This is a genomic window from Enterobacter cancerogenus, assembly GCF_019047785.1.
Taxonomy (GTDB): domain Bacteria; phylum Pseudomonadota; class Gammaproteobacteria; order Enterobacterales; family Enterobacteriaceae; genus Enterobacter; species Enterobacter cancerogenus.
Genome location: NZ_CP077290.1, coordinates 2,725,089 through 2,750,365 on the forward strand (window position 1 = coordinate 2,725,089; position 25,277 = coordinate 2,750,365).

Annotated in this window: 19 protein-coding genes, 2 tRNA genes and 3 rRNA genes; 14 read left to right on the top strand and 10 right to left on the bottom strand. The window is 53.7% G+C overall.

Going from position 1 to position 25,277, the window contains the following annotated elements; genetic code table 11:
• The first annotated feature begins 39 nt into the window (after positions 1 to 39).
• Positions 40 to 969, top strand: coding sequence for a ribokinase (gene rbsK / locus I6L58_RS12855; protein WP_088209048.1), 930 nt, complete (start codon positions 40 to 42; stop codon positions 967 to 969).
• 3 nt (positions 970 to 972) lie between these two features.
• On the top strand, positions 973 to 1,965 hold the full coding sequence (rbsR, locus tag I6L58_RS12860; RefSeq protein ID WP_072208944.1) for a ribose operon transcriptional repressor RbsR: 993 nt from the start codon (positions 973 to 975) through the stop codon (positions 1,963 to 1,965).
• Here the strand turns inward: rbsR and mdtD are convergent.
• Entirely contained in the window at positions 1,931 to 3,364 is a 1,434-nt protein-coding gene (gene mdtD / locus I6L58_RS12865; protein WP_088208916.1) for a multidrug transporter subunit MdtD, read from the bottom strand. The two genes, rbsR and mdtD, sit on opposite strands and share 35 nt — an antisense overlap.
• Positions 3,361 to 4,068 carry a FadR/GntR family transcriptional regulator gene (locus I6L58_RS12870; RefSeq protein ID WP_006177536.1) on the bottom strand — a complete coding sequence of 236 codons (708 nt, stop codon included), beginning with the start codon at positions 4,066 to 4,068 and terminating at the stop codon, positions 3,361 to 3,363. Before I6L58_RS12870 ends, mdtD begins: the two co-directional genes overlap by 4 nt.
• Positions 4,069 to 4,547: 479 nt before the next feature.
• On the opposite strand from I6L58_RS12870, the gene I6L58_RS12875 reads away from it, so the two are divergent.
• The 5 genes from I6L58_RS12875 to rrf all read left to right on the top strand — a co-directional run bounded on the left by I6L58_RS12875 (position 4,548) and on the right by rrf (position 9,630).
• A 16S ribosomal RNA gene (locus I6L58_RS12875) occupies positions 4,548 to 6,087 on the top strand.
• A gap of 69 nt (positions 6,088 to 6,156) precedes the next feature.
• Positions 6,157 to 6,233: transfer RNA gene (locus I6L58_RS12880), tRNA-Ile, on the top strand.
• Positions 6,234 to 6,279: 46 nt separating this feature from the next.
• Positions 6,280 to 6,355: transfer RNA gene (locus I6L58_RS12885), tRNA-Ala, on the top strand.
• Between the two features lie 181 nt (positions 6,356 to 6,536).
• Positions 6,537 to 9,442 (top strand): 23S ribosomal RNA (locus I6L58_RS12890).
• A 72-nt stretch (positions 9,443 to 9,514) separates the two neighbouring features.
• Positions 9,515 to 9,630 (top strand): 5S ribosomal RNA (gene rrf, locus I6L58_RS12895).
• The 16S, 23S and 5S rRNA genes sit together here with 2 tRNA genes alongside, the layout of an rRNA operon.
• Before the next feature lie 97 nt (positions 9,631 to 9,727).
• Here rrf and mobB read toward each other — a convergent pair.
• Together mobB and mobA are read right to left on the bottom strand one after the other, a co-directional pair.
• On the bottom strand, positions 9,728 to 10,231 hold the full coding sequence (gene mobB / locus I6L58_RS12900; RefSeq protein WP_088209349.1) for a molybdopterin-guanine dinucleotide biosynthesis protein MobB: 504 nt from the start codon (positions 10,229 to 10,231) through the stop codon (positions 9,728 to 9,730).
• On the bottom strand, positions 10,228 to 10,812 hold the full coding sequence (gene mobA, locus I6L58_RS12905; RefSeq protein WP_088209350.1) for a molybdenum cofactor guanylyltransferase MobA: 585 nt from the start codon (positions 10,810 to 10,812) through the stop codon (positions 10,228 to 10,230). The genes mobB and mobA overlap by 4 nt, the downstream gene beginning before the upstream one ends.
• A gap of 68 nt (positions 10,813 to 10,880) precedes the next feature.
• On the opposite strand from mobA, the gene I6L58_RS12910 reads away from it, so the two are divergent.
• From I6L58_RS12910 to dsbA, 3 genes are all read left to right on the top strand, one after another.
• Positions 10,881 to 11,150: a YihD family protein gene (locus I6L58_RS12910; RefSeq protein WP_010436801.1), complete on the top strand. Its 270-nt coding sequence runs from the start codon at positions 10,881 to 10,883 to the stop codon at positions 11,148 to 11,150.
• 75 nt (positions 11,151 to 11,225) lie between these two features.
• A complete protein-coding gene (locus I6L58_RS12915) occupies positions 11,226 to 12,212 on the top strand; it encodes a serine/threonine protein kinase (RefSeq protein ID WP_088209351.1) in 987 nt (328 codons plus the stop codon).
• Between the two features lie 27 nt (positions 12,213 to 12,239).
• Positions 12,240 to 12,863, top strand: a complete 624-nt coding sequence (gene dsbA / locus I6L58_RS12920) for a thiol:disulfide interchange protein DsbA (RefSeq protein ID WP_006179098.1) — start codon at positions 12,240 to 12,242, stop codon at positions 12,861 to 12,863.
• Between the two features lie 16 nt (positions 12,864 to 12,879).
• Here the strand turns inward: dsbA and I6L58_RS12925 are convergent, their stop codons facing one another.
• Positions 12,880 to 13,788, bottom strand: coding sequence for an acyltransferase (locus I6L58_RS12925; RefSeq protein WP_088209352.1), 909 nt, complete (start codon positions 13,786 to 13,788; stop codon positions 12,880 to 12,882).
• 437 nt (positions 13,789 to 14,225) lie between these two features.
• Between I6L58_RS12925 and polA the strand changes: the two genes are divergently transcribed.
• The gene (polA, locus tag I6L58_RS12930; RefSeq protein ID WP_088209353.1) at positions 14,226 to 17,018 is read left to right on the top strand and encodes a DNA polymerase I; all 2,793 of its coding nucleotides are present in this window, start codon (positions 14,226 to 14,228) and stop codon (positions 17,016 to 17,018) included.
• A 166-nt stretch (positions 17,019 to 17,184) separates the two neighbouring features.
• Positions 17,185 to 17,232, top strand: coding sequence for a spot 42 RNA, inhibition of DNA synthesis (locus I6L58_RS23120; protein WP_071892919.1), 48 nt, complete (start codon positions 17,185 to 17,187; stop codon positions 17,230 to 17,232).
• A gap of 98 nt (positions 17,233 to 17,330) precedes the next feature.
• Here the strand turns inward: I6L58_RS23120 and yihA are convergent, their stop codons facing one another.
• Positions 17,331 to 17,960, bottom strand: a complete 630-nt coding sequence (yihA, locus tag I6L58_RS12935) for a ribosome biogenesis GTP-binding protein YihA/YsxC (protein WP_006179101.1) — start codon at positions 17,958 to 17,960, stop codon at positions 17,331 to 17,333.
• Positions 17,961 to 18,538: 578 nt separating this feature from the next.
• Here yihA and yihI point away from each other — a divergent pair.
• Complete coding sequence (yihI, locus tag I6L58_RS12940) at positions 18,539 to 19,054, top strand: Der GTPase-activating protein YihI (RefSeq protein WP_088209354.1); 516 nt, start codon at positions 18,539 to 18,541, stop codon at positions 19,052 to 19,054.
• Positions 19,055 to 19,242: 188 nt separating this feature from the next.
• Positions 19,243 to 20,616 (top strand): oxygen-independent coproporphyrinogen III oxidase, encoded by a 1,374-nt coding sequence (hemN, locus tag I6L58_RS12945; RefSeq protein WP_088209356.1) that lies wholly within the window; start codon positions 19,243 to 19,245, stop codon positions 20,614 to 20,616.
• 100 nt (positions 20,617 to 20,716) lie between these two features.
• On the opposite strand, the gene I6L58_RS12950 is transcribed toward hemN, so the two are convergent.
• From I6L58_RS12950 to glnA, 4 genes are all read right to left on the bottom strand, one after another.
• Positions 20,717 to 20,827, bottom strand: coding sequence for a YshB family small membrane protein (locus tag I6L58_RS12950; protein WP_042322634.1), 111 nt, complete (start codon positions 20,825 to 20,827; stop codon positions 20,717 to 20,719).
• 110 nt (positions 20,828 to 20,937) lie between these two features.
• Positions 20,938 to 22,350: a nitrogen regulation protein NR(I) gene (gene glnG, locus I6L58_RS12955; protein ID WP_088209357.1), complete on the bottom strand. Its 1,413-nt coding sequence runs from the start codon at positions 22,348 to 22,350 to the stop codon at positions 20,938 to 20,940.
• 11 nt (positions 22,351 to 22,361) lie between these two features.
• Entirely contained in the window at positions 22,362 to 23,411 is a 1,050-nt protein-coding gene (glnL, locus tag I6L58_RS12960; RefSeq protein WP_088209358.1) for a nitrogen regulation protein NR(II), read from the bottom strand.
• A 298-nt stretch (positions 23,412 to 23,709) separates the two neighbouring features.
• Complete coding sequence (gene glnA, locus I6L58_RS12965; protein ID WP_006179107.1) at positions 23,710 to 25,119, bottom strand: glutamate--ammonia ligase; 1,410 nt, start codon at positions 25,117 to 25,119, stop codon at positions 23,710 to 23,712.
• Positions 25,120 to 25,277: the final 158 nt, after the last annotated feature.

The window sequence follows — 25,277 nt, forward strand, 5'->3', positions numbered from 1 at the left end:
GGGTCACACCGGTGGCGCTCTCAGATGGACAGCTCAACCATGAAAACCGCAGGCAACCTCGTCGTCCTTGGCAGTATCAATGCCGATCACATTCTTAACCTTGAATCTTTCCCGACACCGGGCGAAACCGTCACCGGCAATCAGTACCAGGTGGCGTTCGGCGGTAAAGGCGCAAACCAGGCGGTCGCCGCCGGACGCAGCGGGGCGCATATCGCTTTTATTGCCTGCACGGGCGATGACGACACCGGCGAGCGCGTACGCCATCAGCTGGCAAGCGATAACATCGACATTGCACCGGTGAGCGTCGTTGAAGGGGAATCCACCGGCGTGGCGCTGATTTTCGTCAACGCGGAAGGGGAGAATGTCATCGGTATTCATGCGGGGGCTAACGCCGCGCTGACCCCTGAGCGGGTGGACGCGCAGCGGGAGCGGATCGCCAGTGCCGACGCGCTGCTGATGCAGCTTGAATCGCCGGTAAAAAGCGTAATGGCTGCGGCCAAAATTGCGCATGAAAATCATACCTCTGTCGTACTCAACCCTGCGCCTGCCCGTGTATTATCAGACGAACTGCTGGCGCTGGTGGATATCATCACCCCCAACGAAACGGAAGCGGAAAAGCTGACCGGCATCCGCGTTGAAAATGATGATGATGCGGCGCGCGCAGCAAAAGCGCTGCATGATAAAGGCATTGGTACCGTCATTATCACCCTTGGCAGCCGCGGCGTGTGGGCAAGCGTAAACGGTGAAGGCCGCCGCGTGCCGGGCTTTAAGGTTAAAGCGATTGATACCATCGCGGCGGGAGACACCTTCAACGGTGCGCTGGTAACGGCGCTGCTGGAAGGCACGCAAATGGATGACGCGATTCGTTTTGCGCATGCTGCTGCGGCCATCGCGGTAACGCGTAAAGGCGCTCAGCCTTCCGTTCCATGGCGCAAAGAGATCGATGAATTCTTAAGTCAGCAGGGGTAACGCTTGGCCACAATGAAAGATGTCGCCCGCATGGCGGGCGTTTCTACGTCGACCGTCTCCCACGTTATTAATAACGATCGCTTCGTCAGCGAGGCGATTCGGGAAAAAGTCGAAGCGGCGGTAAAAGATCTCAACTATGCGCCTTCGGCGCTGGCGCGCAGCCTCAAGCTCAACCAGACGCGCACTATTGGTATGCTGATCACGGCCAGTACCAACCCTTTCTATTCTGAACTCGTGCGCGGCGTTGAACGCAGCTGCTTCGAACGCGGCTACAGCCTGGTGCTGTGCAATACCGAAGGCGACGAGCAGCGCATGAACCGTAACCTGGAGACGTTGATGCAAAAACGCGTCGACGGGCTACTGCTGCTGTGTACCGAGACGCACCAGCCGTCGAAAGAGATTATCCAGCGTTATCCGTCCATTCCCACGGTGATGATGGACTGGGCGCCGTTCGACGGCACCAGCGATCTGATCCAGGATAACTCCCTGCTGGGGGGCGATATGGCCACTCAGCATCTGATCAACAAAGGCTATACCCGCATCGCCTGCATCACCGGTCCGCTGGATAAAACCCCGGCGCGTTTGCGTCTGGAAGGGTATCTCGCGGCAATGGAGCGGGCGGGGCTTGCCATACCCGATGGCTACCGGATCACCGGTGATTTCGAATTTAATGGCGGCTTCGAGGCAATGCAAACGCTGCTGGCACAAGCGGAGCGCCCGCAGGCGGTATTTATCGGTAACGATGCGATGGCGTTTGGTGCCTATCAGGCGCTTTATCAGGCAGGATTGCGCGTGCCGGACGATATGGCGATCGTTGGCTACGATGACATCGAACTGGCGCGCTACATGACGCCGCCGCTGACCACGATTCATCAGCCAAAGGATGAGCTGGGCGAGCTGGCCATCGATGTCTTAATCCACCGTATGGCGCAGCCCACGCTGCAGCAGCAACGCCTGCAGCTTACTCCTGTTCTGATGGAACGCGGTTCGGTTTAGCCTTCGTTTTGTGGCGCTCTTTAATCAGGTTGCGGCCATCTTTGGGTTTTAGCAGCATAAAGACCAGCGCCGAAACGACGGTAAGTGCGCCCATGGTGATAAAGGTATAGTGGAACTGTTCCACCGTGTTGCTGCCGTCGAAGCCTTCATAAAAACGCAGCACGGCTGCACTTACGGCCACCCCCAGGCTTATCGACAGCTGTTGGGTCACCGCCAGCACGCTGTTGCCGCTGCTCGCGTTCTCGTCAGTCAGATCCGCAAGGGTAATGGTGTTCATTGAGGTGAACTGCGTCGACATCGCCATTCCCAGTACAAAGAGCGGCAGGATCAGCATCCAGACCGGCAGCGCGGCGGATTGTAGCGAGAACTGCGCAATCATCAGCCCGATAAACACCGTCACCCCAACCAGTGTCTTACGATAGCCAAACCAGCGCAGCACCTGCGTGACGGTCGATTTCGCCAGAATCGAGCCCATCGCGGTGGGAGCCATCATGCATCCGGCGATCAACGCCGGGTAGCCAAAACCGACCTGCAGCATCAGCGGCATTAAAAACGGAACGCATCCAGTGCCCAGACGTGAGGCAATATTCCCTGCGACGCCGACCGAGAAGGTGCGGGTATTAAAGAGGGACAGAGAGATCAGCGGCGTCGGGTGACGACGGGCATGACGTATATAAAGAAGGAACAGTAGAATACCGCTGAGGATGACGGACAGCGCCAGCCATGTCGCGACGATTTTCTCGCCAAACAGTTCCATTCCGCTTGAGAACAGTACCAGGCTCAGGCCAAACAGGAAAAAACCACCCATGTCGAAGCTGCGCCGTGACGTGGTGAAGTTTGGCATGTATTTTCGGGCATACAGCAGGCCGGCCACGCCAATCGGAATGTTAATCAGGAAGATCCAGTGCCAGCTCGCCCAGGTGACAAGCACACCGCCGAGTACCGGACCCAGGATGGGGCCGACCAGCCCCGGCATGGTCACGAAGTTAAGAACCGGCAGCAGTTCGCTGCGCGGATAGGCGCGTAGCAATGCCAGACGCGCCACGGGCATCATCATCGCCCCGCCTATCCCCTGAAGGACGCGAAAGATAACCAGCTCCGTCAATGAGGTGGAGAGCGCGCAGGCCAGAGAGCCGAGCGTGAACAGCGTTACCGCCAGCATGAACACTTTACGGGTACCGAAGCGATCGGCCAGCCATCCGCTGACCGGGATCAGCATGGCGACGGTTAAGGTATAGCTAATGATGGCAGACTGCATCGCCAGCGGAGAGCGGTTAAGGCTTTGCGCAATGGCTGGTAGCGCGGTATTAAGGATGGTGGCATCCAGCGCTTGCATAAAGAACGCCATGGCTGCAATCCACGGCAGCCCGGCCATACTGCGCGCTTTTTTCTCTGTCATTTATTTACCTGCTGGTGGTCTGGTGCGGCGAGTAACGTCTGACATGCGCTCAGGGCACGTGGCCCGTCGCTATCCTGAATGGCATCGACAATGGCCTGATGCAAATCGAGCTTCACCACTTCGTTTTGGGTAATCGAGGTGAAGTAGGTGTGGTACACCGAGTGGAATAATGAGGCAAAGGAGGTCAGGAACGGATTGGCGCTCATCGCGTAAATATGTTCATGCCAGGCCATATCGACTTCTATCCAGCGCTCGCGATTGAAGTGCTTTTTAAGGAAGACCATCTCTTCCATTAAGGTATTGAGCTGCGCTTTTTGCTCCGCAGTGCCGAGCGTGGCGGCAAGAAAACAGGCCTGAGGCTCAAGGCTGCTGCGCATCACCAGAAAATGATCCACGACCTGGTGGAAATTGTCTTCCGTCATCCACCATGACAGAAGCTCTTGATCGAGGAAGTTCCAGTTACTCTGAGGCATAACGCGCGTGCCGATTCGCGGACGGGGGAGAACCATTCCTTTTGCGGTTAACGTTTTCACCGCTTCGCGAACGGCGGTTCGGCTTACGCCAAACTGTTCGCCCAGCTCCATTTCACCCGGCAGGATGCAGCCAGGGGCATATTTGCCCGCTAAGATCAGCTGAGCCAGCTTTTCAGCCAGCACATACGATAAGTTTTTTTGTGCTGCCAGCTGCTGTGCGCTTAAGGGCATCGTTCTTATTCCTTAATTATTCATGCCGGTAATTATGCCATCTGAAGTGTGAATGTGGTTGCAGATACATCAAATAGAACAATTTGTAGCTTGGATTCACCGCTATTGGTGAAAAAAAACACGGTCGAAAACTTTTTTTAAATTTCCTCTTGTCACTTCAGAATAACTCCCTATAATGCGCCTCCACTGACACGGAACAATGGCTTACAGGCCGCCGGGTTAGCGGGGTTCAGCGATGAACGCCGGCAGAGAAAAGCGAAAATAAACGCTTGACTCTGAATGAGGAAAACGTATTATACGGGACCTCGCAACGGTGAGCGAAAGCCGCGTTGCACTGCTCTTTAACAATTTATCAGACAATCTGTGTGGGCACTCAAAGTGACATGGATTCTTAACGTCGCAAGACGAAAAATGAATACCAAGTCTCTGAGTGAACATACGTAATTCATTACGAAGTTTAATTCACGAGCATCAAACTTAAATTGAAGAGTTTGATCATGGCTCAGATTGAACGCTGGCGGCAGGCCTAACACATGCAAGTCGAGCGGTAGCACAGAGAGCTTGCTCTCGGGTGACGAGCGGCGGACGGGTGAGTAATGTCTGGGAAACTGCCTGATGGAGGGGGATAACTACTGGAAACGGTAGCTAATACCGCATAACGTCGCAAGACCAAAGAGGGGGACCTTCGGGCCTCTTGCCATCAGATGTGCCCAGATGGGATTAGCTAGTAGGTGGGGTAACGGCTCACCTAGGCGACGATCCCTAGCTGGTCTGAGAGGATGACCAGCCACACTGGAACTGAGACACGGTCCAGACTCCTACGGGAGGCAGCAGTGGGGAATATTGCACAATGGGCGCAAGCCTGATGCAGCCATGCCGCGTGTATGAAGAAGGCCTTCGGGTTGTAAAGTACTTTCAGCGGGGAGGAAGGCGATAAGGTTAATAACCTTGTCGATTGACGTTACCCGCAGAAGAAGCACCGGCTAACTCCGTGCCAGCAGCCGCGGTAATACGGAGGGTGCAAGCGTTAATCGGAATTACTGGGCGTAAAGCGCACGCAGGCGGTCTGTCAAGTCGGATGTGAAATCCCCGGGCTCAACCTGGGAACTGCATTCGAAACTGGCAGGCTAGAGTCTTGTAGAGGGGGGTAGAATTCCAGGTGTAGCGGTGAAATGCGTAGAGATCTGGAGGAATACCGGTGGCGAAGGCGGCCCCCTGGACAAAGACTGACGCTCAGGTGCGAAAGCGTGGGGAGCAAACAGGATTAGATACCCTGGTAGTCCACGCCGTAAACGATGTCGACTTGGAGGTTGTGCCCTTGAGGCGTGGCTTCCGGAGCTAACGCGTTAAGTCGACCGCCTGGGGAGTACGGCCGCAAGGTTAAAACTCAAATGAATTGACGGGGGCCCGCACAAGCGGTGGAGCATGTGGTTTAATTCGATGCAACGCGAAGAACCTTACCTACTCTTGACATCCAGAGAACTTAGCAGAGATGCTTTGGTGCCTTCGGGAACTCTGAGACAGGTGCTGCATGGCTGTCGTCAGCTCGTGTTGTGAAATGTTGGGTTAAGTCCCGCAACGAGCGCAACCCTTATCCTTTGTTGCCAGCGGTTAGGCCGGGAACTCAAAGGAGACTGCCAGTGATAAACTGGAGGAAGGTGGGGATGACGTCAAGTCATCATGGCCCTTACGAGTAGGGCTACACACGTGCTACAATGGCGCATACAAAGAGAAGCGACCTCGCGAGAGCAAGCGGACCTCATAAAGTGCGTCGTAGTCCGGATTGGAGTCTGCAACTCGACTCCATGAAGTCGGAATCGCTAGTAATCGTAGATCAGAATGCTACGGTGAATACGTTCCCGGGCCTTGTACACACCGCCCGTCACACCATGGGAGTGGGTTGCAAAAGAAGTAGGTAGCTTAACCTTCGGGAGGGCGCTTACCACTTTGTGATTCATGACTGGGGTGAAGTCGTAACAAGGTAACCGTAGGGGAACCTGCGGTTGGATCACCTCCTTACCTTAAAGAACCTGCCTTTGTAGTGCTCACACAGATTGTCTGATGAAATACAGCAGTAAAAATCTCTGCAGGCTTGTAGCTCAGGTGGTTAGAGCGCACCCCTGATAAGGGTGAGGTCGGTGGTTCAAGTCCGCTCAGGCCTACCAAACTCCTTTTTGAAGGATGAGCGGTACAGAGATTAGTGTTTACGATGGGGTTATAGCTCAGCTGGGAGAGCGCCTGCCTTGCACGCAGGAGGTCTGCGGTTCGATCCCGCATAGCTCCACCATCCTTTTACTGCGAAAACAAGAAAACTTCAGAGTGAACCTGAAAAGGTGCACTGCGAAGTTTTGCTCTTTAAAAATCTGGATCAAGCTGAAAATTGAAACGACACACAGTTAATGTGTGTTCGAGTCTCTCAAATTTTCGCAAGTCGAGGGTGAATCGAAAGAAACATCTTCGGGTTGTGAGGTTAAGCGACTAAGCGTACACGGTGGATGCCCTGGCAGTCAGAGGCGATGAAGGACGTGCTAATCTGCGAAAAGCGACGGCGAGGTGATATGAACCTTTGACCCGTCGATGTCCGAATGGGGAAACCCAGTGCAATCCGTTGCACTATCTTTAACTGAATACATAGGTTAACGAGGCGAACCGGGGGAACTGAAACATCTAAGTACCCCGAGGAAAAGAAATCAACCGAGATTCCCCCAGTAGCGGCGAGCGAACGGGGAGCAGCCCGGAGTCTGAATCAGCTTGTGTGTTAGTGGAACGGTCTGGAAAGTCCGACGGTACAGGGTGATAGTCCCGTACACGAAAGCACACTTGCTGTGAACTCGAAGAGTAGGGCGGGACACGTGGTATCCTGTCTGAATATGGGGGGACCATCCTCCAAGGCTAAATACTCCTGACTGACCGATAGTGAACCAGTACCGTGAGGGAAAGGCGAAAAGAACCCCGGCGAGGGGAGTGAAAAAGAACCTGAAACCGTGTACGTACAAGCAGTGGGAGCCTCTTTTATGGGGTGACTGCGTACCTTTTGTATAATGGGTCAGCGACTTATATTCTGTAGCAAGGTTAACCGTATAGGGGAGCCGAAGGGAAACCGAGTCTTAACTGGGCGTTAAGTTGCAGGGTATAGACCCGAAACCCGGTGATCTAGCCATGGGCAGGTTGAAGGTTGGGTAACACTAACTGGAGGACCGAACCGACTAATGTTGAAAAATTAGCGGATGACCTGTGGCTGGGGGTGAAAGGCCAATCAAACCGGGAGATAGCTGGTTCTCCCCGAAAGCTATTTAGGTAGCGCCTCGTGAACTCATCTTCGGGGGTAGAGCACTGTTTCGGCTAGGGGGCCATCCCGGCTTACCAACCCGATGCAAACTACGAATACCGAAGAATGTTATCACGGGAGACACACGGCGGGTGCTAACGTCCGTCGTGAAGAGGGAAACAACCCAGACCGCCAGCTAAGGTCCCAAAGTCATGGTTAAGTGGGAAACGATGTGGGAAGGCACAGACAGCCAGGATGTTGGCTTAGAAGCAGCCATCATTTAAAGAAAGCGTAATAGCTCACTGGTCGAGTCGGCCTGCGCGGAAGATGTAACGGGGCTAAACCATGCACCGAAGCTGCGGCAGCGACGCTTATGCGTTGTTGGGTAGGGGAGCGTTCTGTAAGCCGTTGAAGGTGTGCTGTGAGGCATGCTGGAGGTATCAGAAGTGCGAATGCTGACATAAGTAACGATAAAGCGGGTGAAAAGCCCGCTCGCCGGAAGACCAAGGGTTCCTGTCCAACGTTAATCGGGGCAGGGTGAGTCGACCCCTAAGGCGAGGCCGAAAGGCGTAGTCGATGGGAAACAGGTTAATATTCCTGTACTTGGTGTTACTGCGAAGGGGGGACGGAGAAGGCTATGTTAGCCGGGCGACGGTTGTCCCGGTTTAAGCATGTAGGCGGAGGTTCCAGGTAAATCCGGTACCTTTTAACGCTGAGGTGTGATGACGAGGCACTACGGTGCTGAAGTAACAAATGCCCTGCTTCCAGGAAAAGCCTCTAAGCATCAGGTAACACGAAATCGTACCCCAAACCGACACAGGTGGTCAGGTAGAGAATACCAAGGCGCTTGAGAGAACTCGGGTGAAGGAACTAGGCAAAATGGTGCCGTAACTTCGGGAGAAGGCACGCTGATATGTAGGTGAAGCCCCTGCGGGTGGAGCTGAAATCAGTCGAAGATACCAGCTGGCTGCAACTGTTTATTAAAAACACAGCACTGTGCAAACACGAAAGTGGACGTATACGGTGTGACGCCTGCCCGGTGCCGGAAGGTTAATTGATGGGGTTAGCGGCAACGCGAAGCTCTTGATCGAAGCCCCGGTAAACGGCGGCCGTAACTATAACGGTCCTAAGGTAGCGAAATTCCTTGTCGGGTAAGTTCCGACCTGCACGAATGGCGTAATGATGGCCAGGCTGTCTCCACCCGAGACTCAGTGAAATTGAACTCGCTGTGAAGATGCAGTGTACCCGCGGCAAGACGGAAAGACCCCGTGAACCTTTACTATAGCTTGACACTGAACACTGGTCCTTGATGTGTAGGATAGGTGGGAGGCTTTGAAGCGTGGACGCCAGTCTGCGTGGAGCCATCCTTGAAATACCACCCTTTAATGGCTGGTGTTCTAACGTGGACCCGTTACCCGGGTTGCGGACAGTGTCTGGTGGGTAGTTTGACTGGGGCGGTCTCCTCCCAAAGAGTAACGGAGGAGCACGAAGGTTAGCTAATCCTGGTCGGACATCAGGAGGTTAGTGCAATGGCATAAGCTAGCTTGACTGCGAGAGTGACGGCTCGAGCAGGTGCGAAAGCAGGTCATAGTGATCCGGTGGTTCTGAATGGAAGGGCCATCGCTCAACGGATAAAAGGTACTCCGGGGATAACAGGCTGATACCGCCCAAGAGTTCATATCGACGGCGGTGTTTGGCACCTCGATGTCGGCTCATCACATCCTGGGGCTGAAGTAGGTCCCAAGGGTATGGCTGTTCGCCATTTAAAGTGGTACGCGAGCTGGGTTTAGAACGTCGTGAGACAGTTCGGTCCCTATCTGCCGTGGGCGCTGGAGAATTGAGGGGGGCTGCTCCTAGTACGAGAGGACCGGAGTGGACGCATCACTGGTGTTCGGGTTGTCATGCCAATGGCACTGCCCGGTAGCTAAATGCGGAAGAGATAAGTGCTGAAAGCATCTAAGCACGAAACTTGCCCCGAGATGAGTTCTCCCTGAGACTTTAAGTCTCCTGAAGGAACGTTGAAGACGACGACGTTGATAGGTCGGGTGTGTAAGCGCAGCGATGCGTTGAGCTAACCGATACTAATGAACCGTGAGGCTTAACCTTACAACGCCGAAGCTGTTTCGGCGAAGAGACAGACAATCAAATTTCAGCTCTGATACAGATTAACAGAATTTGCCTGGCGGCTTTAGCGCGGTGGTCCCACCTGACCCCATGCCGAACTCAGAAGTGAAACGCCGTAGCGCCGATGGTAGTGTGGGGTCTCCCCATGTGAGAGTAGGGAACTGCCAGGCATCAAACAAGTAAAGAGGCCATCCGGAAGGATGGCCTTTTTGCGTTTATACGATGCATAAAATTCAGTTCGGGTAAGGCTAATTCGCTATCCGGCAATCAGGCCGCACACCACCCCACAATAAACGCCGCAATCTCATCGATATTGTTCAAATCCAAAACCGGCACGTCCAGCGACAACGCAATATCACTGGCCACCGCAATCACATGCTCGTCGAGCGTCAGTTCGGCAATATCATGCCCGGCATCGCGTCTGAACAGCAGGATCTTTGCAACAGCCTCATGCTTAAACCCTTCAACCAGCACCAGATCCAGCGTGGTATGGTCCATCCGGCTCACCAGATAAGCGAGATCCAGCGGCGTTTCGTCAGGGGTTTCCGTCATTAACGCCCAGCGTTGCTGACTCGCCACCATCGTTTGTGCTGCGCCTGCCTTACGCAACTCATAGCTGTCTTTTCCCGGTTTATCGACATCCATATTATGGTGCGTGTGCTTAATCAGCCCGGGGCGTAAACCTCTGGCGCACAGGGCAGGTATAAGTTGTTTCAGCAGCGTGGTTTTTCCGGTGCCGCTCCAGGCTGAGATAGCTAAAACAGGCGTCATTTTTTCTCCTGCATTGTCTGTAGATCTTCCAGCGTATTGACGTTCACAAACGCAGATTTCAGATCGCTAAAATCAACGGAATGGCCGCCTGACTGGCGCATAAAGACCATTACCCTGCGTTCGCCTGCCGCCAGATAATCCTGCAATGCTGGGATTAGCGATCTATGTATCAACGCAATCGTCGGGTGGTCGCGCTCGCCGTCATGCGCCCAGACCACGGGGGAATCACCGCGCTGCTGAACCATCCGCTCAACCAGACACGCGGGAATAAATGGCGTATCGCATGAACAGAAGACAAACCATTCCCCCCGATCCTGCTGCATGACTGAGAGCATCCCAGCCAGCGGCCCGGGATAATCAGCCAGCGTATCCTGATAGACAGGCAGCCCGCTACGCTGATAAATATCGATATGGCGGTTAGCACTCAGTACCCTTGCAGATACCTGGCCCGCAAGCGCATCCGCAACGTGCTGCCATAAGGGTTTTCCATTAAGAAGCTGGAGGCCCTTATCTTTTCCGCCCATACGCGTCGCTCTCCCCCCGGCCAGAACGACCCCAATAATTTCCTGGCTATGATTCACTAATATCGCCTCTTTTATTGTGGGTTTGACCCTGTTAACGTATCTCTCTAAATGAAAGGAGCACGACCATGAAATGTAAACGTCTGAATGAAGTTATTGAACTCCTTCAGCCAGCCTGGCAAAAAGAGCCGGAGCTGAATCTGATGCAATTTTTACAGAAACTGGCGAAAGAGTCAGGTTTTGACGGTGAACTGACAGACCTTTCTGACGACATCCTGATCTACCACCTTAAAATGCGTGATTCTGCGAAAGATGCTGTTATTCCTGGTATTCAGAAAGATTATGAGGAAGATTTTAAAACCGCATTGCTGCGCGCACGTGGCGTAATTAAAGAGTAAAAGCTTGTAAGCGGCCCCACCGAAATCGCCACAAGATGATATCCTGAATCATTCGTATAATTTCCGGATGATCGGATGAACGACCAGGCTTTTACTTTCCAGACACTGCACCCGGATACCATTATGGATGCCCTCTTTGAGCAGGGTATTCGGGTGGATTCTGGGCTTACCCCGTTAAATAGCTATGAAAACCGCGTCTACCAATTTCAGGACGAAGATCGTCAGCGCTTTGTCGTAAAGTTTTATCGCCCTGAGCGATGGTCTGCAGAACAAATCCAGGAAGAACATCAGTTCGCCCACGATCTGCTGAATGACGATGTTCCCGTTGCCGCGCCGCTGATGTTCGATACTCAAACGCTGCTTACGCACCAGGGATTTTACTACGCCGTATTTCCAAGCCTGGGTGGCCGGCAGTTTGAAGCCGATAATATCGATCAGATGGAGTGGGTTGCGCGCTACCTTGGCCGCATTCATCAAACGGGACGCAAAACGCCGTTTATTGCACGCCCGACAATCGGTATTCAGGAATACCTTCTTGAACCCCGCCAGGTATTTGCTGCCTCAACCCTTATTCCTAAAGCATTAAAAGATGATTTTCTTAATGCGACCGATAAACTGATTGATACGGTGACTGCCTGCTGGCGGGATGATATTCCCACCTTGCGGCTGCATGGTGATTGCCACGCCGGGAATATCCTCTGGCGCGATGGTCCGCTGTTTGTCGATCTCGACGATGCCCGTATGGGGCCAGCTGTTCAGGATCTGTGGATGCTGCTTAACGGCGATAAAGCCGAGCAGCGAATGCAACTTGAAACCATCATTGAAGCTTACGAAGAATTCAGCCCGTTCGATTCAGACGAAATTGCCTTGATTGAACCTTTACGTGCGATGCGTTTTGTTTATTATCTCGCATGGTTAATCAGGCGTTGGGATGACCCCGCATTTCCCCGGAATTTCCCATGGCTTACCGGGGAGGATTACTGGCGTAACCAGATATCCACATTTACCGAGCAGGTTAAGGTTTTACAGGAACCCCCTTTGCAATTAACGCCGATGTATTAATAGGACACACCCAGGAGAGAGTTGATCATGAAAAAAATTTGGCTGGCGCTGGCAGGTATGATTCTGGCATTTAGCGCTTCTGCTGCGCAGTTTACCGACGGCAAGCAGTACATCACGCTGGACAAGCCCGTTGCTGGCGAGCCTCAGGTGCTGGAGTTCTTCTCATTCTATTGCCCGCACTGCTATCAGTTCGAGGAAGTTCTTCATGTTTCTGACAACGTGAAGAAAAAGCTGCCGGAAGGCACCAAAATGACCAAATACCACGTTGAGTTCCTTGGCCCACTGGGCAAAGACCTGACTCAGGCGTGGGCGGTTGCGATTGCACTGGGTGTAGAAGATAAAGTTACTGCGCCACTGTTTGAAGCCGTACAGAAAACCCAAACCGTCCAAAACACCGCGGATATTCGCAAAGTATTCGTGGATGCGGGCGTGAAAGGTGAAGATTACGATGCGGCCTGGAACAGCTTTGTCGTGAAATCCCTGGTTGCTCAGCAGGAAAAAGCCGCTGCCGATCTGCAGCTGCAGGGCGTTCCGGCGATGTTTGTTAACGGTAAATACCAGCTGAACATGCAGGGTATGGATACCAGCAGCATGGATATCTTCGTACAGCAGTACGCCGATACCGTGAAATACCTGGTCGAGAAGAAGTAATAAAACAAAACGCCGGTCAATGACCGGCGTTTTTGTATGAATCTTTGATGTTGTCTATCTGCTCGTCTTTCTCTTTCCAGAGCGTATTGAGCCACTGCTGGAAACGACGTTTGAAGTTCTTATCATTCACGTAATCGCCGTGCAGCCCGGTATCAATGGGAACCATGTCAACACGAACCACAATGCGCGTCAGTTTCCCGCTGAGCATATCGTAAAACGGCGTCTTGTCATTTTCCGGATAGCAAAGCGTAACGTTAAGTAGCTTGTCGAACTGCTCACCCAGAACGTTAAGCGCCATCGCAATACCGGCAGCCTTCGGTGGCAGCAAATTTCGGAAGGGGGAACGCGTCTGCAAATGCTTCTCGTGGGTAAAACGAGAGCCCTCGACAAAATTCACAATGGTTGTCGGGTGCGCGCGAAACTTCTCGCAGGAGAGACGCGTGGTTTCCACATCCTTGCCGCGCCGCTCAGGGTGACGAATCAAATAGCTGCGTGAATAGCGTTTCATAAACGGCATATCCAGCGCCCAGCAGGCCAGGCCGATAAAAGGCACCCATGCCAGCTGCTGCTTGAGAAAATATTTATTCATGGGAATGTGATTGCGAAACAGCACGCATAAAATCACGATATCCGCCCAGCTGCGATGATTGCAGATAAGCAGGTACCAGTTCTTTTTGTTCAGGCTTTCCAGACCTTCCACATCCCATTTCAAATGCGGATTCAAACGCAGCAGGATCGCCAGCCCTTCGCACCAGCAATACATCATAAAATTGCAAAACGTGGAAACCGCTCGCCAGACCCCAGGCACGGGCAGCAGCAGTTTAATTATTCCGGCGACGATAATGGGCACAGAACAGGCGACAGTAACCAGAATAGTTAAAATGACGCTTAAGAGTAGTGTTAACGCAGCGAGTAATCTCGACATGGTGAGCTTTTTCAGATAGTTAGCTTAAATGGGCAGCCGGCTATCCGGCGCTGGGCGCTGATTCTATCAGAAATCAGCCAGAAAAATGGCGCTTTCACGCAGCAAGCTCGCCGCTTTTATCGGGCAGACCCGAATTTACAACCGCAATCCAGCGAACGGTTCTTATATCCACATAGACTAAAAAGTCAGCAATAAGACATATTATTTGCGATCTTCATTTATCTATATGAATTTAAAAATGAAATTTTGATTTAAGTTGCGAATGGTGCGCCTGTTTTTAAAATGAATTGAAAGTATTCACAAACTTATCCACAGTTTGATCTTTGCGAGCGATCTCCACGATCGCAAAATCTTTTGCTGTATCAGGCGCTAATAACTGATGTTTTCATCCTTATGTGGCATCCTTTACCCATAAATTGATTAAAGGCACGCACACTATGGTTCAGATCCCAGAAAACCCTCTTATTCTCGTCGACGGCTCTTCATACCTGTATCGGGCGTATCATGCGTTTCCTCCTCTGACCAATAGCGCAGGGGAACCAACCGGCGCGATGTACGGCGTGCTTAACATGCTGCGCAGTTTGATCCTCCAGTATCAGCCAACCCACGCGGCCGTCGTTTTTGATGCGAAAGGCAAAACGTTCCGCGACGAGCTGTTTGAGCATTACAAATCTCACCGCCCGCCAATGCCTGACGATCTGCGTGCGCAGATCGAACCGCTGCATACCATGGTAAAAGCGATGGGCCTCCCGCTACTGGCGGTTTCAGGCGTCGAAGCGGATGACGTGATCGGTACGCTGGCGCGCGAAGCTGAAAAAATGGGCCGCCCCGTTCTGATCAGCACCGGCGATAAAGACATGGCGCAGCTGGTGACGCCGGGGATCACCCTGATTAATACCATGACCAACACCATTCTGGGGCCAGAAGAGGTGGTGGCTAAATATGGCGTGCCGCCAGAACTGATCATCGATTTCCTCGCCCTGATGGGTGACTCGTCGGATAACATTCCTGGCGTACCGGGTGTCGGTGAAAAAACCGCTCAGGCGCTGCTGCAGGGCCTCGGTGGATTAGACACGCTATACGCTGAGTCTGACAAAATCGCCGGTCTCACCTTCCGTGGCGCAAAAACCATGGCGACGAAACTGCAAGATAACAAAGAGGTTGCCTACCTCTCCTATCAGCTGGCAACCATTAAAACAGACGTTGAGCTGGAACTGACCTGCGAGCAGCTTCATGTTCAGGAGCCTGCTGCTGAAGAGCTGCTCGGCCTGTTTAAGAAATACGAATTCAAGCGCTGGACCGCCGATGTCGAAGCCGGCAAATGGCTTCAGGCTAAAGGGTCTAAACCGGCGGCGAAGGTGAAAGAGACCATTGCGGTGGATGCCGAAGAATCAGAAGACGAAGAGGCCGTCACGCTCTCGTTTGAACACTATGAAACCATTCTCGACGAATCACAGCTGGTTGAATGGATTGAAAAGCTGAAAAAAGCGCCGGTATTTGCCTTTGATACCGAAACCGACAGCCTCGATAACATCTCTGCCAATATGGTAGGTCTCTCCTTTGCCACTGCGCCCGGCGTGGCCGCCTACGTGCCTGTCGCGCACGACTACCTTGATGCACCCGATCAGATCCCGCGCGAGCGTGTGCTGGAGCTGATGAAGCCTGTTCTGGAAGATGACAAGGCGCTTAAGGTGGGGCAAAACCTGAAATTTGACCGCGGCATTCTGCAAAACTATGGCATTGAGCTGCGCGGGATCGCCTTCGACACCATGCTGGAATCCTACATTCTGGACAGCGTGGCTGGGCGTCATGATATGGATTCACTCTCCGATCGCTGGCTGAAGCACAAAACCATCACCTTTGAAGAGATTGCGGGGAAAGGCAAAAATCAGCTGACCTTTAACCAGATCGCCCTCGAAGAAGCGGGCCGCTACGCGGCGGAAGATGCTGACGTAACGCTGCAGCTGCATTTGAAAATGTGGCCGAAACTGCAGAAGCACGAAGGTCCGCTAAATGTGTTCCAGCATATTGAAATGCCGCTGGTGCCGGTGCTGTCTCGCATTGAGCGTAACGGCGTGAAGATCGACCCAACCGTACTGCATAACCACTCTGGCGAGCTGGCGCAGCGCCTGACCGAGCTTGAGCAAAAAGCCCATGAGCTGGCGGGCGAGCCGTTTAACCTCTCGTCACCGAAACAGCTGCAAACGATTCTGTTTGAAAAACAGGGGATCAAACCGCTGAAGAAAACCCCTGGCGGCGCGCCGTCGACCTCTGAAGAGGTGCTTGAGGAGCTGGCGCTGGATTACCCGCTGCCAAAAGTGATCCTTCAGTATCGCGGGCTGGCGAAGCTGAAATCGACCTACACCGACAAGCTGCCGCTGATGATCAACCCGAAAACGGGCCGCGTGCACACCTCTTATCATCAGGCGGTTGCGGCAACCGGACGTCTCTCATCGACCGATCCGAACCTGCAAAATATCCCGGTGCGCAACGAGGAAGGGCGTCGTATCCGTCAGGCCTTTATTGCGCCGGACGATTATCTGATTGTCTCTGCGGACTACTCGCAAATCGAGCTGCGCATTATGGCGCATCTGTCCCGTGATAAAGGCCTGCTCACCGCCTTCGCAGAAGGTCAGGACATTCACCGGGCAACGGCTGCCGAAGTCTTTGGCCTGCCGCTGGAGAGCGTGACCAACGAACAGCGCCGTAGCGCGAAGGCGATCAACTTCGGTCTGATTTACGGGATGAGCGCCTTTGGTCTTTCTCGTCAGCTCAACATCCCGCGCAAAGAGTCGCAGAAGTATATGGATCTCTACTTCGAGCGCTACCCGGGCGTGCTGGAATATATGGAACGTACGCGCGCGCAGGCGAAAGAGAAGGGCTACGTCGAGACGCTGGACGGCCGCCGTCTCTACCTGCCGGACATCAAATCCAGCAACGCCGCACGCCGCGCCGGTGCTGAACGCGCCGCGATCAACGCCCCAATGCAGGGCACCGCAGCGGATATCATCAAACGCGCGATGATCGCCGTGGATGCCTGGCTGGAAAAAGAGAAGCCGCGCGTAAAAATGATTATGCAGGTACACGATGAACTGGTGTTCGAAGTGCACAAAGACGATCTGGAATCGGTCTCCCGCAAGATCCACGAACTGATGGAAAACAGCATGACGCTGGACGTGCCGTTGCTGGTGGAAGTCGGAAGCGGTGAAAACTGGGATCAGGCTCACTAAGCGTTCACGGAATAACGCGCGTTTTATGTAAGTAAGCAACATAATGACGCGCGTTTTGTGACGATCATTAGAATTCCCTATGTAAAGAATGAAAAAAAACTACGAAAAGTGCTTTTTCTACAGATAAAAAAGCGGTAGAGTTAACGACGTAGGGTACAGAGGTAAGATGTTCTATCTTTCAGACCTTTTACTTCACGTAATCGGATTTGGCTGAATATTTTAGCCGCCCCAGTCAGTAATGACTGGGGCGTTTTTTATTGCGGCAAAGAAAATGCCGGGCAAAAAAAAGCGCGGACTGTGCCGCGCCTGAAATTACTCTTCTTCCGCTTCGGTTGCGGGTTCCAGGTCGTTAAACCAGCTGTCGAGCTTCTGACGCAGCTTATCCACGCCCTGCTTTTTCAGCGAAGAGAACGGCTCAACCTGCACGTCGCCGTTGAAAGCCAGCACCGCTTCGCGAACCATATTCACCTGCGCTTTACGCGCGCCGCTTGCCAGCTTATCCGCTTTTGTCAGCAGCACCAGTACGGCAATATCACTCTCCACCGCCCAGGCGATCATCTGCTGATCGAGATCTTTAAGCGGGTGACGGATATCCATCAGCACCACCAGACCTTTCAGGCACAGGCGTTTCTCCAGGTATTCACCCAGCGCGCGCTGCCACTTGATCTTCATCTCTTCCGGAACCTGGGCATAACCGTAGCCCGGCAAGTCGACCAGGCGTTTGCCTTCTGCCACTTCAAACAGGTTAATTAGCTGAGTACGGCCAGGTGTTTTTGAGGTACGGGCCAGGCTCTTCTGATTTGTCAGCGTATTCAGAGCGCTGGATTTTCCCGCATTGGAGCGGCCAGCAAATGCCACCTCAATACCGGTATCGGAAGGCAGGTGGCGGATATCGGGCGCACTGGTGACAAAATGCGTCTGTTGGTAGTTCCAGGTAGTCACGTGGTCGTCTCCAAAATTCGTAATCTGGGGGGATTATACCTGAATGCGGGCAAAAGGCTTTTCCCATCGTAAGAAGCCTGTGAGCTAAAACCATGAGGTTTGTAAGAGATCTGCCATCCATGCTATGGGAGATTTAAGAGAAATCGCAGAGGCGAAAAAAGGTAATACATTTAAAATCAGTTAGTTGGTAATGAGTAATTATCTGAAAATCCGTTTTTGTACTCTTTTGATGCTTGTTAGTTTAAGTGAACAAGGTAAAGTGTGCGTCAAGGCGAGGACGCCAACAGGATAACGACTTAAGGATAAGGGTCAGGAGCGCCAGGAGGCGAAGACTCAGGATTGTCAGGATGACCAGCGCCTGGAGGCGTTTTAACAGGAAACGGAACCGTATCACGGACGGTATCAGCCAACGGATAAACAGGGTTTGTTGTAGGCAAACACGGAATGTGTAACCCGTTAAGGGTTGAGAGTCAGGAAAAAAGGCGACAGATTGCTCTGTCGCCTTTTTTCTTTGCTTGCTTTCTGCTAGATTTCGCCGCAATTCTATACTGAATAAAACGACGTTAAGATAAAACATCATGAAAAAACCGACATCCGCAGCGGGTGCTAAGCGCCCTGCAAAAGCACGCCGCAAAACGCGCGAAGAACTGAACCAGGAAGCGCGCGATCGCAAACGCGATAAAAAACATCGTGGTCATGCAGCGGGTAGCCGTACAAGCGGTGACGGTGCAGCAGGCGCTTCTGCTAAAAACAAACAGCAGAAAGATCCGCGTATTGGCAGCAAAACGCCCGTTCCTCTGGGCGTGACAGACACCCCAGTCACTAAGCAGCACAAACCAAAGAGCGAGAAACCTATGCTTTCACCGCAGGCTGAGCTGGACATGCTGGAGAACGACGAGCGCCTGGACGCGCTGCTGGAACGTCTTGAAGAAGGTGAAACCCTGACCGCGGAAGAGCAGTCCTGGGTGGATGCCAAACTGGACCGCATCGACGAGCTGATGCAGAAGCTTGGTCTGTCTTACGATGATGAAGACGACGAAGAGGAAGAAGAAAAGCAGGAAGACATGATGCGTCTCCTGAAGGGTGGAAACTAACATTTGCACCCGGCAGGTACAGTCGTCCTGCTTATAACCCTTCCGGTTATATGTTATCTGGTGTGGTTATTCGTTAAACTACGGCGGTTGTCGCGGCGACAGATGTGGCTGCGCACCCGAATGATGGCCCGCAATGGGGCCAGAACGGGCCGCCGTATACGAACGCGACACCAACGGAAGGAGTGAGCATGTCTGTACCATCAATCGACTGGGATTTGGCCCTGATCCAGAAATATAACTATTCCGGGCCGCGCTATACCTCATACCCCACGGCGCTGGAGTTTTCCGACGCTTTTGGCGAGGCTGATTTTCAGCAGGCCGTCGCGCGCTACCCCGAGCGCCCGCTGTCGCTCTACGTCCACATTCCTTTCTGCCACAAGCTCTGCTACTTCTGCGGCTGCAATAAAATCGTGACCCGCCAGCAGCATAAGGCCGACCAGTATCTGGATGCGCTTGAGCAGGAAATCCTGCATCGCGCACCGCTGTTTGCTGGCCGTCAGGTTAGCCAGCTGCACTGGGGCGGCGGCACGCCAACCTATCTCAATAAAGCACAAATCAGCCGTTTGATGACGCTGCTGCGCGGCCACTTCAGGTTTAACGACGATGCCGAAATCTCGATCGAAGTCGATCCGCGCGAAATTGAGCTGGATGTCCTGGATCACTTACGCGCAGAAGGTTTTAACCGCCTGAGCATGGGTGTGCAGGACTTTAACAAAGAGGTGCAGCGTCTGGTGAACCGTGAGCAGGACGAAGAATTTATCTTTGCCTTGCTCAACCACGCGCGCGATATCGGCTTTACCTCGACCAATATTGATCTGATCTACGGCCTGCCGAAGCAGACGCCAGAGAGCTTTGCCTTTACGCTCAGGCGCGTGGCCGAACTGAATCCGGATCGCCTGAGCGTGTTTAACTACGCGCATCTGCCGACGCTGTTTGCCGCTCAGCGCAAAATTAAAGATGCCGATCTGCCTTCTGCCCAGCAGAAGCTGGATATCCTGCAGGAAACCATCGCGTCGCTGACCGAAGACGGCTATCAGTTTATCGGTATGGACCACTTTGCCCGTCCGGATGACGAACTGGCGATCGCCCAGCGTGAAGGGGTCTTGCACCGCAATTTCCAGGGTTATACCACCCAGGGCGATACCGATCTGCTCGGGATGGGCGTTTCCGCCATCAGCATGATTGGCGACTGCTACGCGCAAAACCAGAAAGAGCTGAAGCTGTACTATCAGCAGGTGGATGACACCGGCAACGCGCTGTGGCGCGGCACCGCGTTAACGCGCGACGACTGTATTCGTCGGGATGTGATTAAAGCGCTTATCTGCAACTTCCGCCTCGATTTCAGCGAGATTGAAGCGCAGTGGGATCTGCAGTTCAGCGATTACTTTGCGGATGATCTGAAGCTGATTGCGCCGCTGGCAAAAGATGGGCTGGTGGACGTCACGGACAGCGCGATTGTGGTTACGCCAAAAGGGCGTCTGCTGATCCGTAATATCTGCATGTGCTTTGACGCCTATCTGCGGCAAAAGGCGCGTTTACAGCAGTTCTCGCGGGTGATTTAAGCGGCAATGCCGGGTGGCGCTTCGCTTACCCGGCCTACGTTTCACGCTTTTGTAGGCCGGGTAAGGCGAAGCCGTCACCCGGCTTCTCATCGCCAGCTCGCTAGCTAAGCAGCCCCACCAGCGCTGCACACAGGACGGCAGCAACGGCGGTTTGCGGCGTGTGGCTTTCAGCGGCTCCGCTTGAGAGCAGAGTGATTAATGATTCCAGCATGATGGTCCCCCCAAATTTCCGGGCACGATCATACAAAACTCATCGGAACAGTAAAGCGCAAAATAACGGCAATTTGCGCTCAATTAATAATCTTTACACAGCGGTAAAGATCACTCCATTCCCAGCTCTTTCAGCTTACGCGTCAGGGTATTACGGCCCCATCCCAGCAGGCGCGCCGCCTCCTGTTTATGTCCCTGCGTATGGCGCAACGCGGTGGTTAACAGCGTGCGTTCCATCTCAGGCTGCGCCTCGGAAAGCAGGTTTTGATGACCGGAACGCAACGCGCGGTCGGCCCACTGTGCCAGAAGCGTCGCCCAGCTGTCCGAAATCGTAGAGCCGGTGTTGCTTTCTGGGGCGGTGGCCTCAAAGAGTTCTGCCGGTAAATCCTGAATCAAGACTTCCTGGCCCGCCGCCATCACCGTAAGCCAGCGGCAGGTATTTTCCAGCTGACGCACGTTACCCGGCCATGCCAGTCGGGTGAGGGCCGCATCGGTCTCCGGATGGAGCAGTTTGGCTTCCACACCGAGTTCACGCGCGGCGACCTGCAGGAAGTGACGCGCCAGGCGGGGAATATCCTCCCGACGCTCACGCAGCGGCGGGAGATGAACGCGGATGACGTTCAGGCGATGGAACAAATCCTCGCGGAATTTGCCCTCCTGCACGCGCAGCTCCAGGTTCTGGTGGGTGGCGGCAATAATGCGCACGTCCACTTTTACCGGAGCGTAGCCGCCCACGCGATAAAACTGACCGTCAGCCAGCACGCGCAGCAGGCGGGTCTGAACATCCAGCGGCATATCGCCGATTTCATCCAGGAACAGTGTTCCCCCGTCGGCCTGTTCGAAACGCCCCTGACGAATGGTATTCGCCCCGGTAAACGCCCCTTTTTCATGGCCGAACAGCTCGGATTCAATCAAATCTTTTGGAATGGCCGCCATGTTCAGGGCGATGAAAGGCGATTTTGCGCGCGGGCTATGGCGATGCAGCGCATGCGCGACCAGCTCTTTACCCGTTCCCGATTCACCGTTAATCAGAACGCTGATGGACGATCGCGACAGGCGGCCAATAATGCGAAACACATCCTGCATGGCAGGCGCTTCACCGATAATATCCGCCGTCGGGCCAAAAACGGGCGCGTTGCGGGGCTGCTGCTGCTCCTGATAGTGGCTGATGGCGCGCTCAACCAGCGCAACCGCTTCGTCAATATCAAACGGCTTAGGCAGATAATCAAATGCCCCTTGCTGGTAGGCGCTGACGGCTGCATCCAGATCGGAGTGCGCCGTCATTATGATGACCGGAAGCATAGGATGGCGCTGCTTGATCTGCTTTAACAGCGCCAGACCGTCTATACCCGGCATGCGAATATCAGAGAGCAGCACGTCCGGCGTTTTTGTGGTCAGGGCATCAAGCACGTCGCTGCCGCTTTCAAACGTCGTACAGGTTAATCCTGCCCCCGTGAGTGCGCGTTCAAGCACCCAACGGATGGAGCTATCGTCATCGACTACCCAGACTATCCCTCGTTGCATAAACGTCACCTTTATTTTTTAATCGGCAGGAAAACCGAAAACTCGGTATGTCCCGGCCAACTGGTAAATTCAATTTTGCCGGAGTGTTGGTCGATCAGATTACGGGCAATGGATAACCCTAAACCGGTGCCGCCCTCGCGGCCGCTGACCATCGGGTAGAACAGGGTGTCCTGCAAATGCGGCGGAATACCCGGCCCGTTATCTTCAACGTCGATACGCGCCGCCAGACGATAGCGTTCGCCGTGAAGCGTCAGCTGGAACGCGGTGCGGGTGCGCAGAATGATTTCGCCGCCCTCCGGACCTAACGCCTGGAGCGCGTTGCGTACAATATTCAGCAGAACCTGTTCAATCTGGTCCGGATCGTGCGCCAGTTCCGGCAGGCTTGGGTCGTAATCACGCACCAGCGTGACGTTCTTCGGCAGCTCCATCGAGACCAGCTTCACGACGCGCTCAGCCACTTTGTGGATGCTTTCAGAGATATGCATGCCAGGCTGTTGCGGCCCGAGCAGGCGGTCAACCAGATTACGCAGGCGGTCTGCCTGCTCAATGATGACGTTGGTGTACTCGGCAAGCTCCGGGTCCGGCAGCGCTTTGGTTAACAGCTGCGCTGCGCCCCGTAATCCGCCCAGCGGGTTTTTGATTTCATGTGCCAGGCCGCGCACCAGATCGCGAGCGGCAATTTGCTGAGCGTGCTGGAGCTGCTCCTGACTCAGGCGTCGTTGGTTATCCATCGGGGCCATTTCCAGCAGGATAAGGCCGTCAGGCAGGCGCTGCGCCGTCAGCGATAGAATGTGCGAGCGCCCGTCGATCACCAGCGTCACTTCGTTATCGGTAAACCCCTGGCCCGCCAGCAGGCTTTCCTGCATCAGAGCGATGTTCAGCGAAAAATAGCTCAGCAGTTCAGGAAGCGGGGTACCAAACAGTTTGCGCGCGCTTTGGGCGAGCAGTTGCTGCGCCGCCGGGTTGGCGTAATGCACCGCCAGCTCGTCGTCGACCAGCAAAATACTGTTAATCAAAGAATTGAGGATCTGCCCAGCATCGGGCAGCGTGCCAGTTGCCATTCAGCAGTCTCCTGGAGTTGGCTGCACTAATTTAGTGCAGTATAGCGTTTTAGACGAAAAAAGCGCGTGAGATCAGTTTGTTGGTGGAGAAAAAAGCCCATCCGAAGATGGGCTGAAAGTTTCCACGGCAACTAAAACCTGCGTCTTTCTCGCGACAGCTGCGTTGGCCGCTTTCGTTCACCCCGATCACTTACTGATGTAAGCTCCCGGGGACTCACTCAATTGCCGCCTTGCCGTAGCAAGAAATCCATTGGTTTTTAAACTCTCACGACACATCGTGCAGAGTTTTCATTCTTCATTAAACGCTGTAGTACAGTTCGAACTCAACCGGGTGTGGCGTCATGCGTACGCGGTCGTTTTCTTCGGTACGCAGTGCGATATAAGCGTCGATAGCTTCATCGGTGAACACGCCACCCGCGGTCAGGAACTCACGGTCTGCGTCCAGCGCCTGCAGGGCTTCTTCCAGAGAGCCAGCAACCTGTGGGATCTCTTTCGCTTCTTCTGGCGGCAGGTCATACAGGTTTTTGTCCATGGCTTCGCCAGGGTGGATCTTGTTCTTGATACCGTCCAGGCCGGCCATCAGCAGCGCGGCGAAGCACAGGTACGGGTTAGCCGCTGGATCCGGGAAGCGCACTTCGATACGACGCGCTTTCGGAGACGCAACAACCGGGATACGGATAGACGCAGAACGGTTACGGGCAGAGTAGGCCAGCATGACCGGCGCTTCGTAGCCTGGGACCAGACGCTTGTAGGAGTTCGTGGTTGGGTTCGCCAGGGCGTTGATGGCTTTAGCGTGTTTGATCACACCGCCAATGTAGTGCAGCGCCTGCTCGGACAGACCAGCATACTTGTCGCCAGCGAACAGGTTGGTGCCGTTCTTGGACAGAGACATGTGGCAGTGCATACCGGAACCGTTATCGCCAAACATCGGTTTTGGCATGAAGGTCGCGGTTTTACCGAAACGGTGCGCTACATTGTGAACAACGTATTTGTAGATCTGAATCTCGTCCGCTTTTTTGGTCATGGTGTTGAAGCGGGTCGCGATTTCGTTCTGGCCAGCGGTCGCCACTTCGTGGTGATGCGCTTCAACGACCAGGCCCATCTCTTCCATGATCAGACACATGGTAGAGCGGATGTCCTGTGAAGAATCGACCGGAGGAACCGGGAAGTAACCGCCTTTCACGCCAGGACGGTGACCTTTGTTACCACCTTCGTATTTGGTGGAAGAGTTCCATGCGCCTTCGATGTCATCGATAGCAACGTGGGAACCCGAAATGGTCGCGCCGAAACGGATGTCGTCAAACAGGAAGAACTCTGGCTCTGGCCCAAACAGAACGGTATCTGCAATGCCGGTAGAACGCAGGTACTCTTCAGCACGTTTCGCGATGGAACGCGGGTCGCGGTCATAGCCCTGCAGCGTGCCTGGCTCAAGGATATCGCAACGGATGATCAGCGTAGACTCTTCGAAGAACGGGTCAATGAGCGCAGTCGTGGCATCTGGCATCAGAACCATGTCGGATTCGTTAATACCTTTCCAGCCACCAATGGAGGAGCCGTCAAACATTTTGCCTTCTTCAAAGAATTCGGCGTTTACCTGATGAGCAGGAATTGTGACGTGCTGTTCTTTACCTTTGGTATCGGTGAAGCGCAGATCAACAAACTTCACTTCATGTTCGTTCAGCATCGTCAAAACGTGTTCAGCGGACATACTTAACTCTCCAGATTGGTCATTGTCGTCGTGGTAACGAGGTCTTCAAATTCTGCTTTGGCCTGGCTGCGAGCCATTTTTTTGGCGTATTTTTGTAAAGCGAAATCTGTGCCAACTTTTAAAACACCCCCAAAAGGCGTTATCATGCGCACCATAGT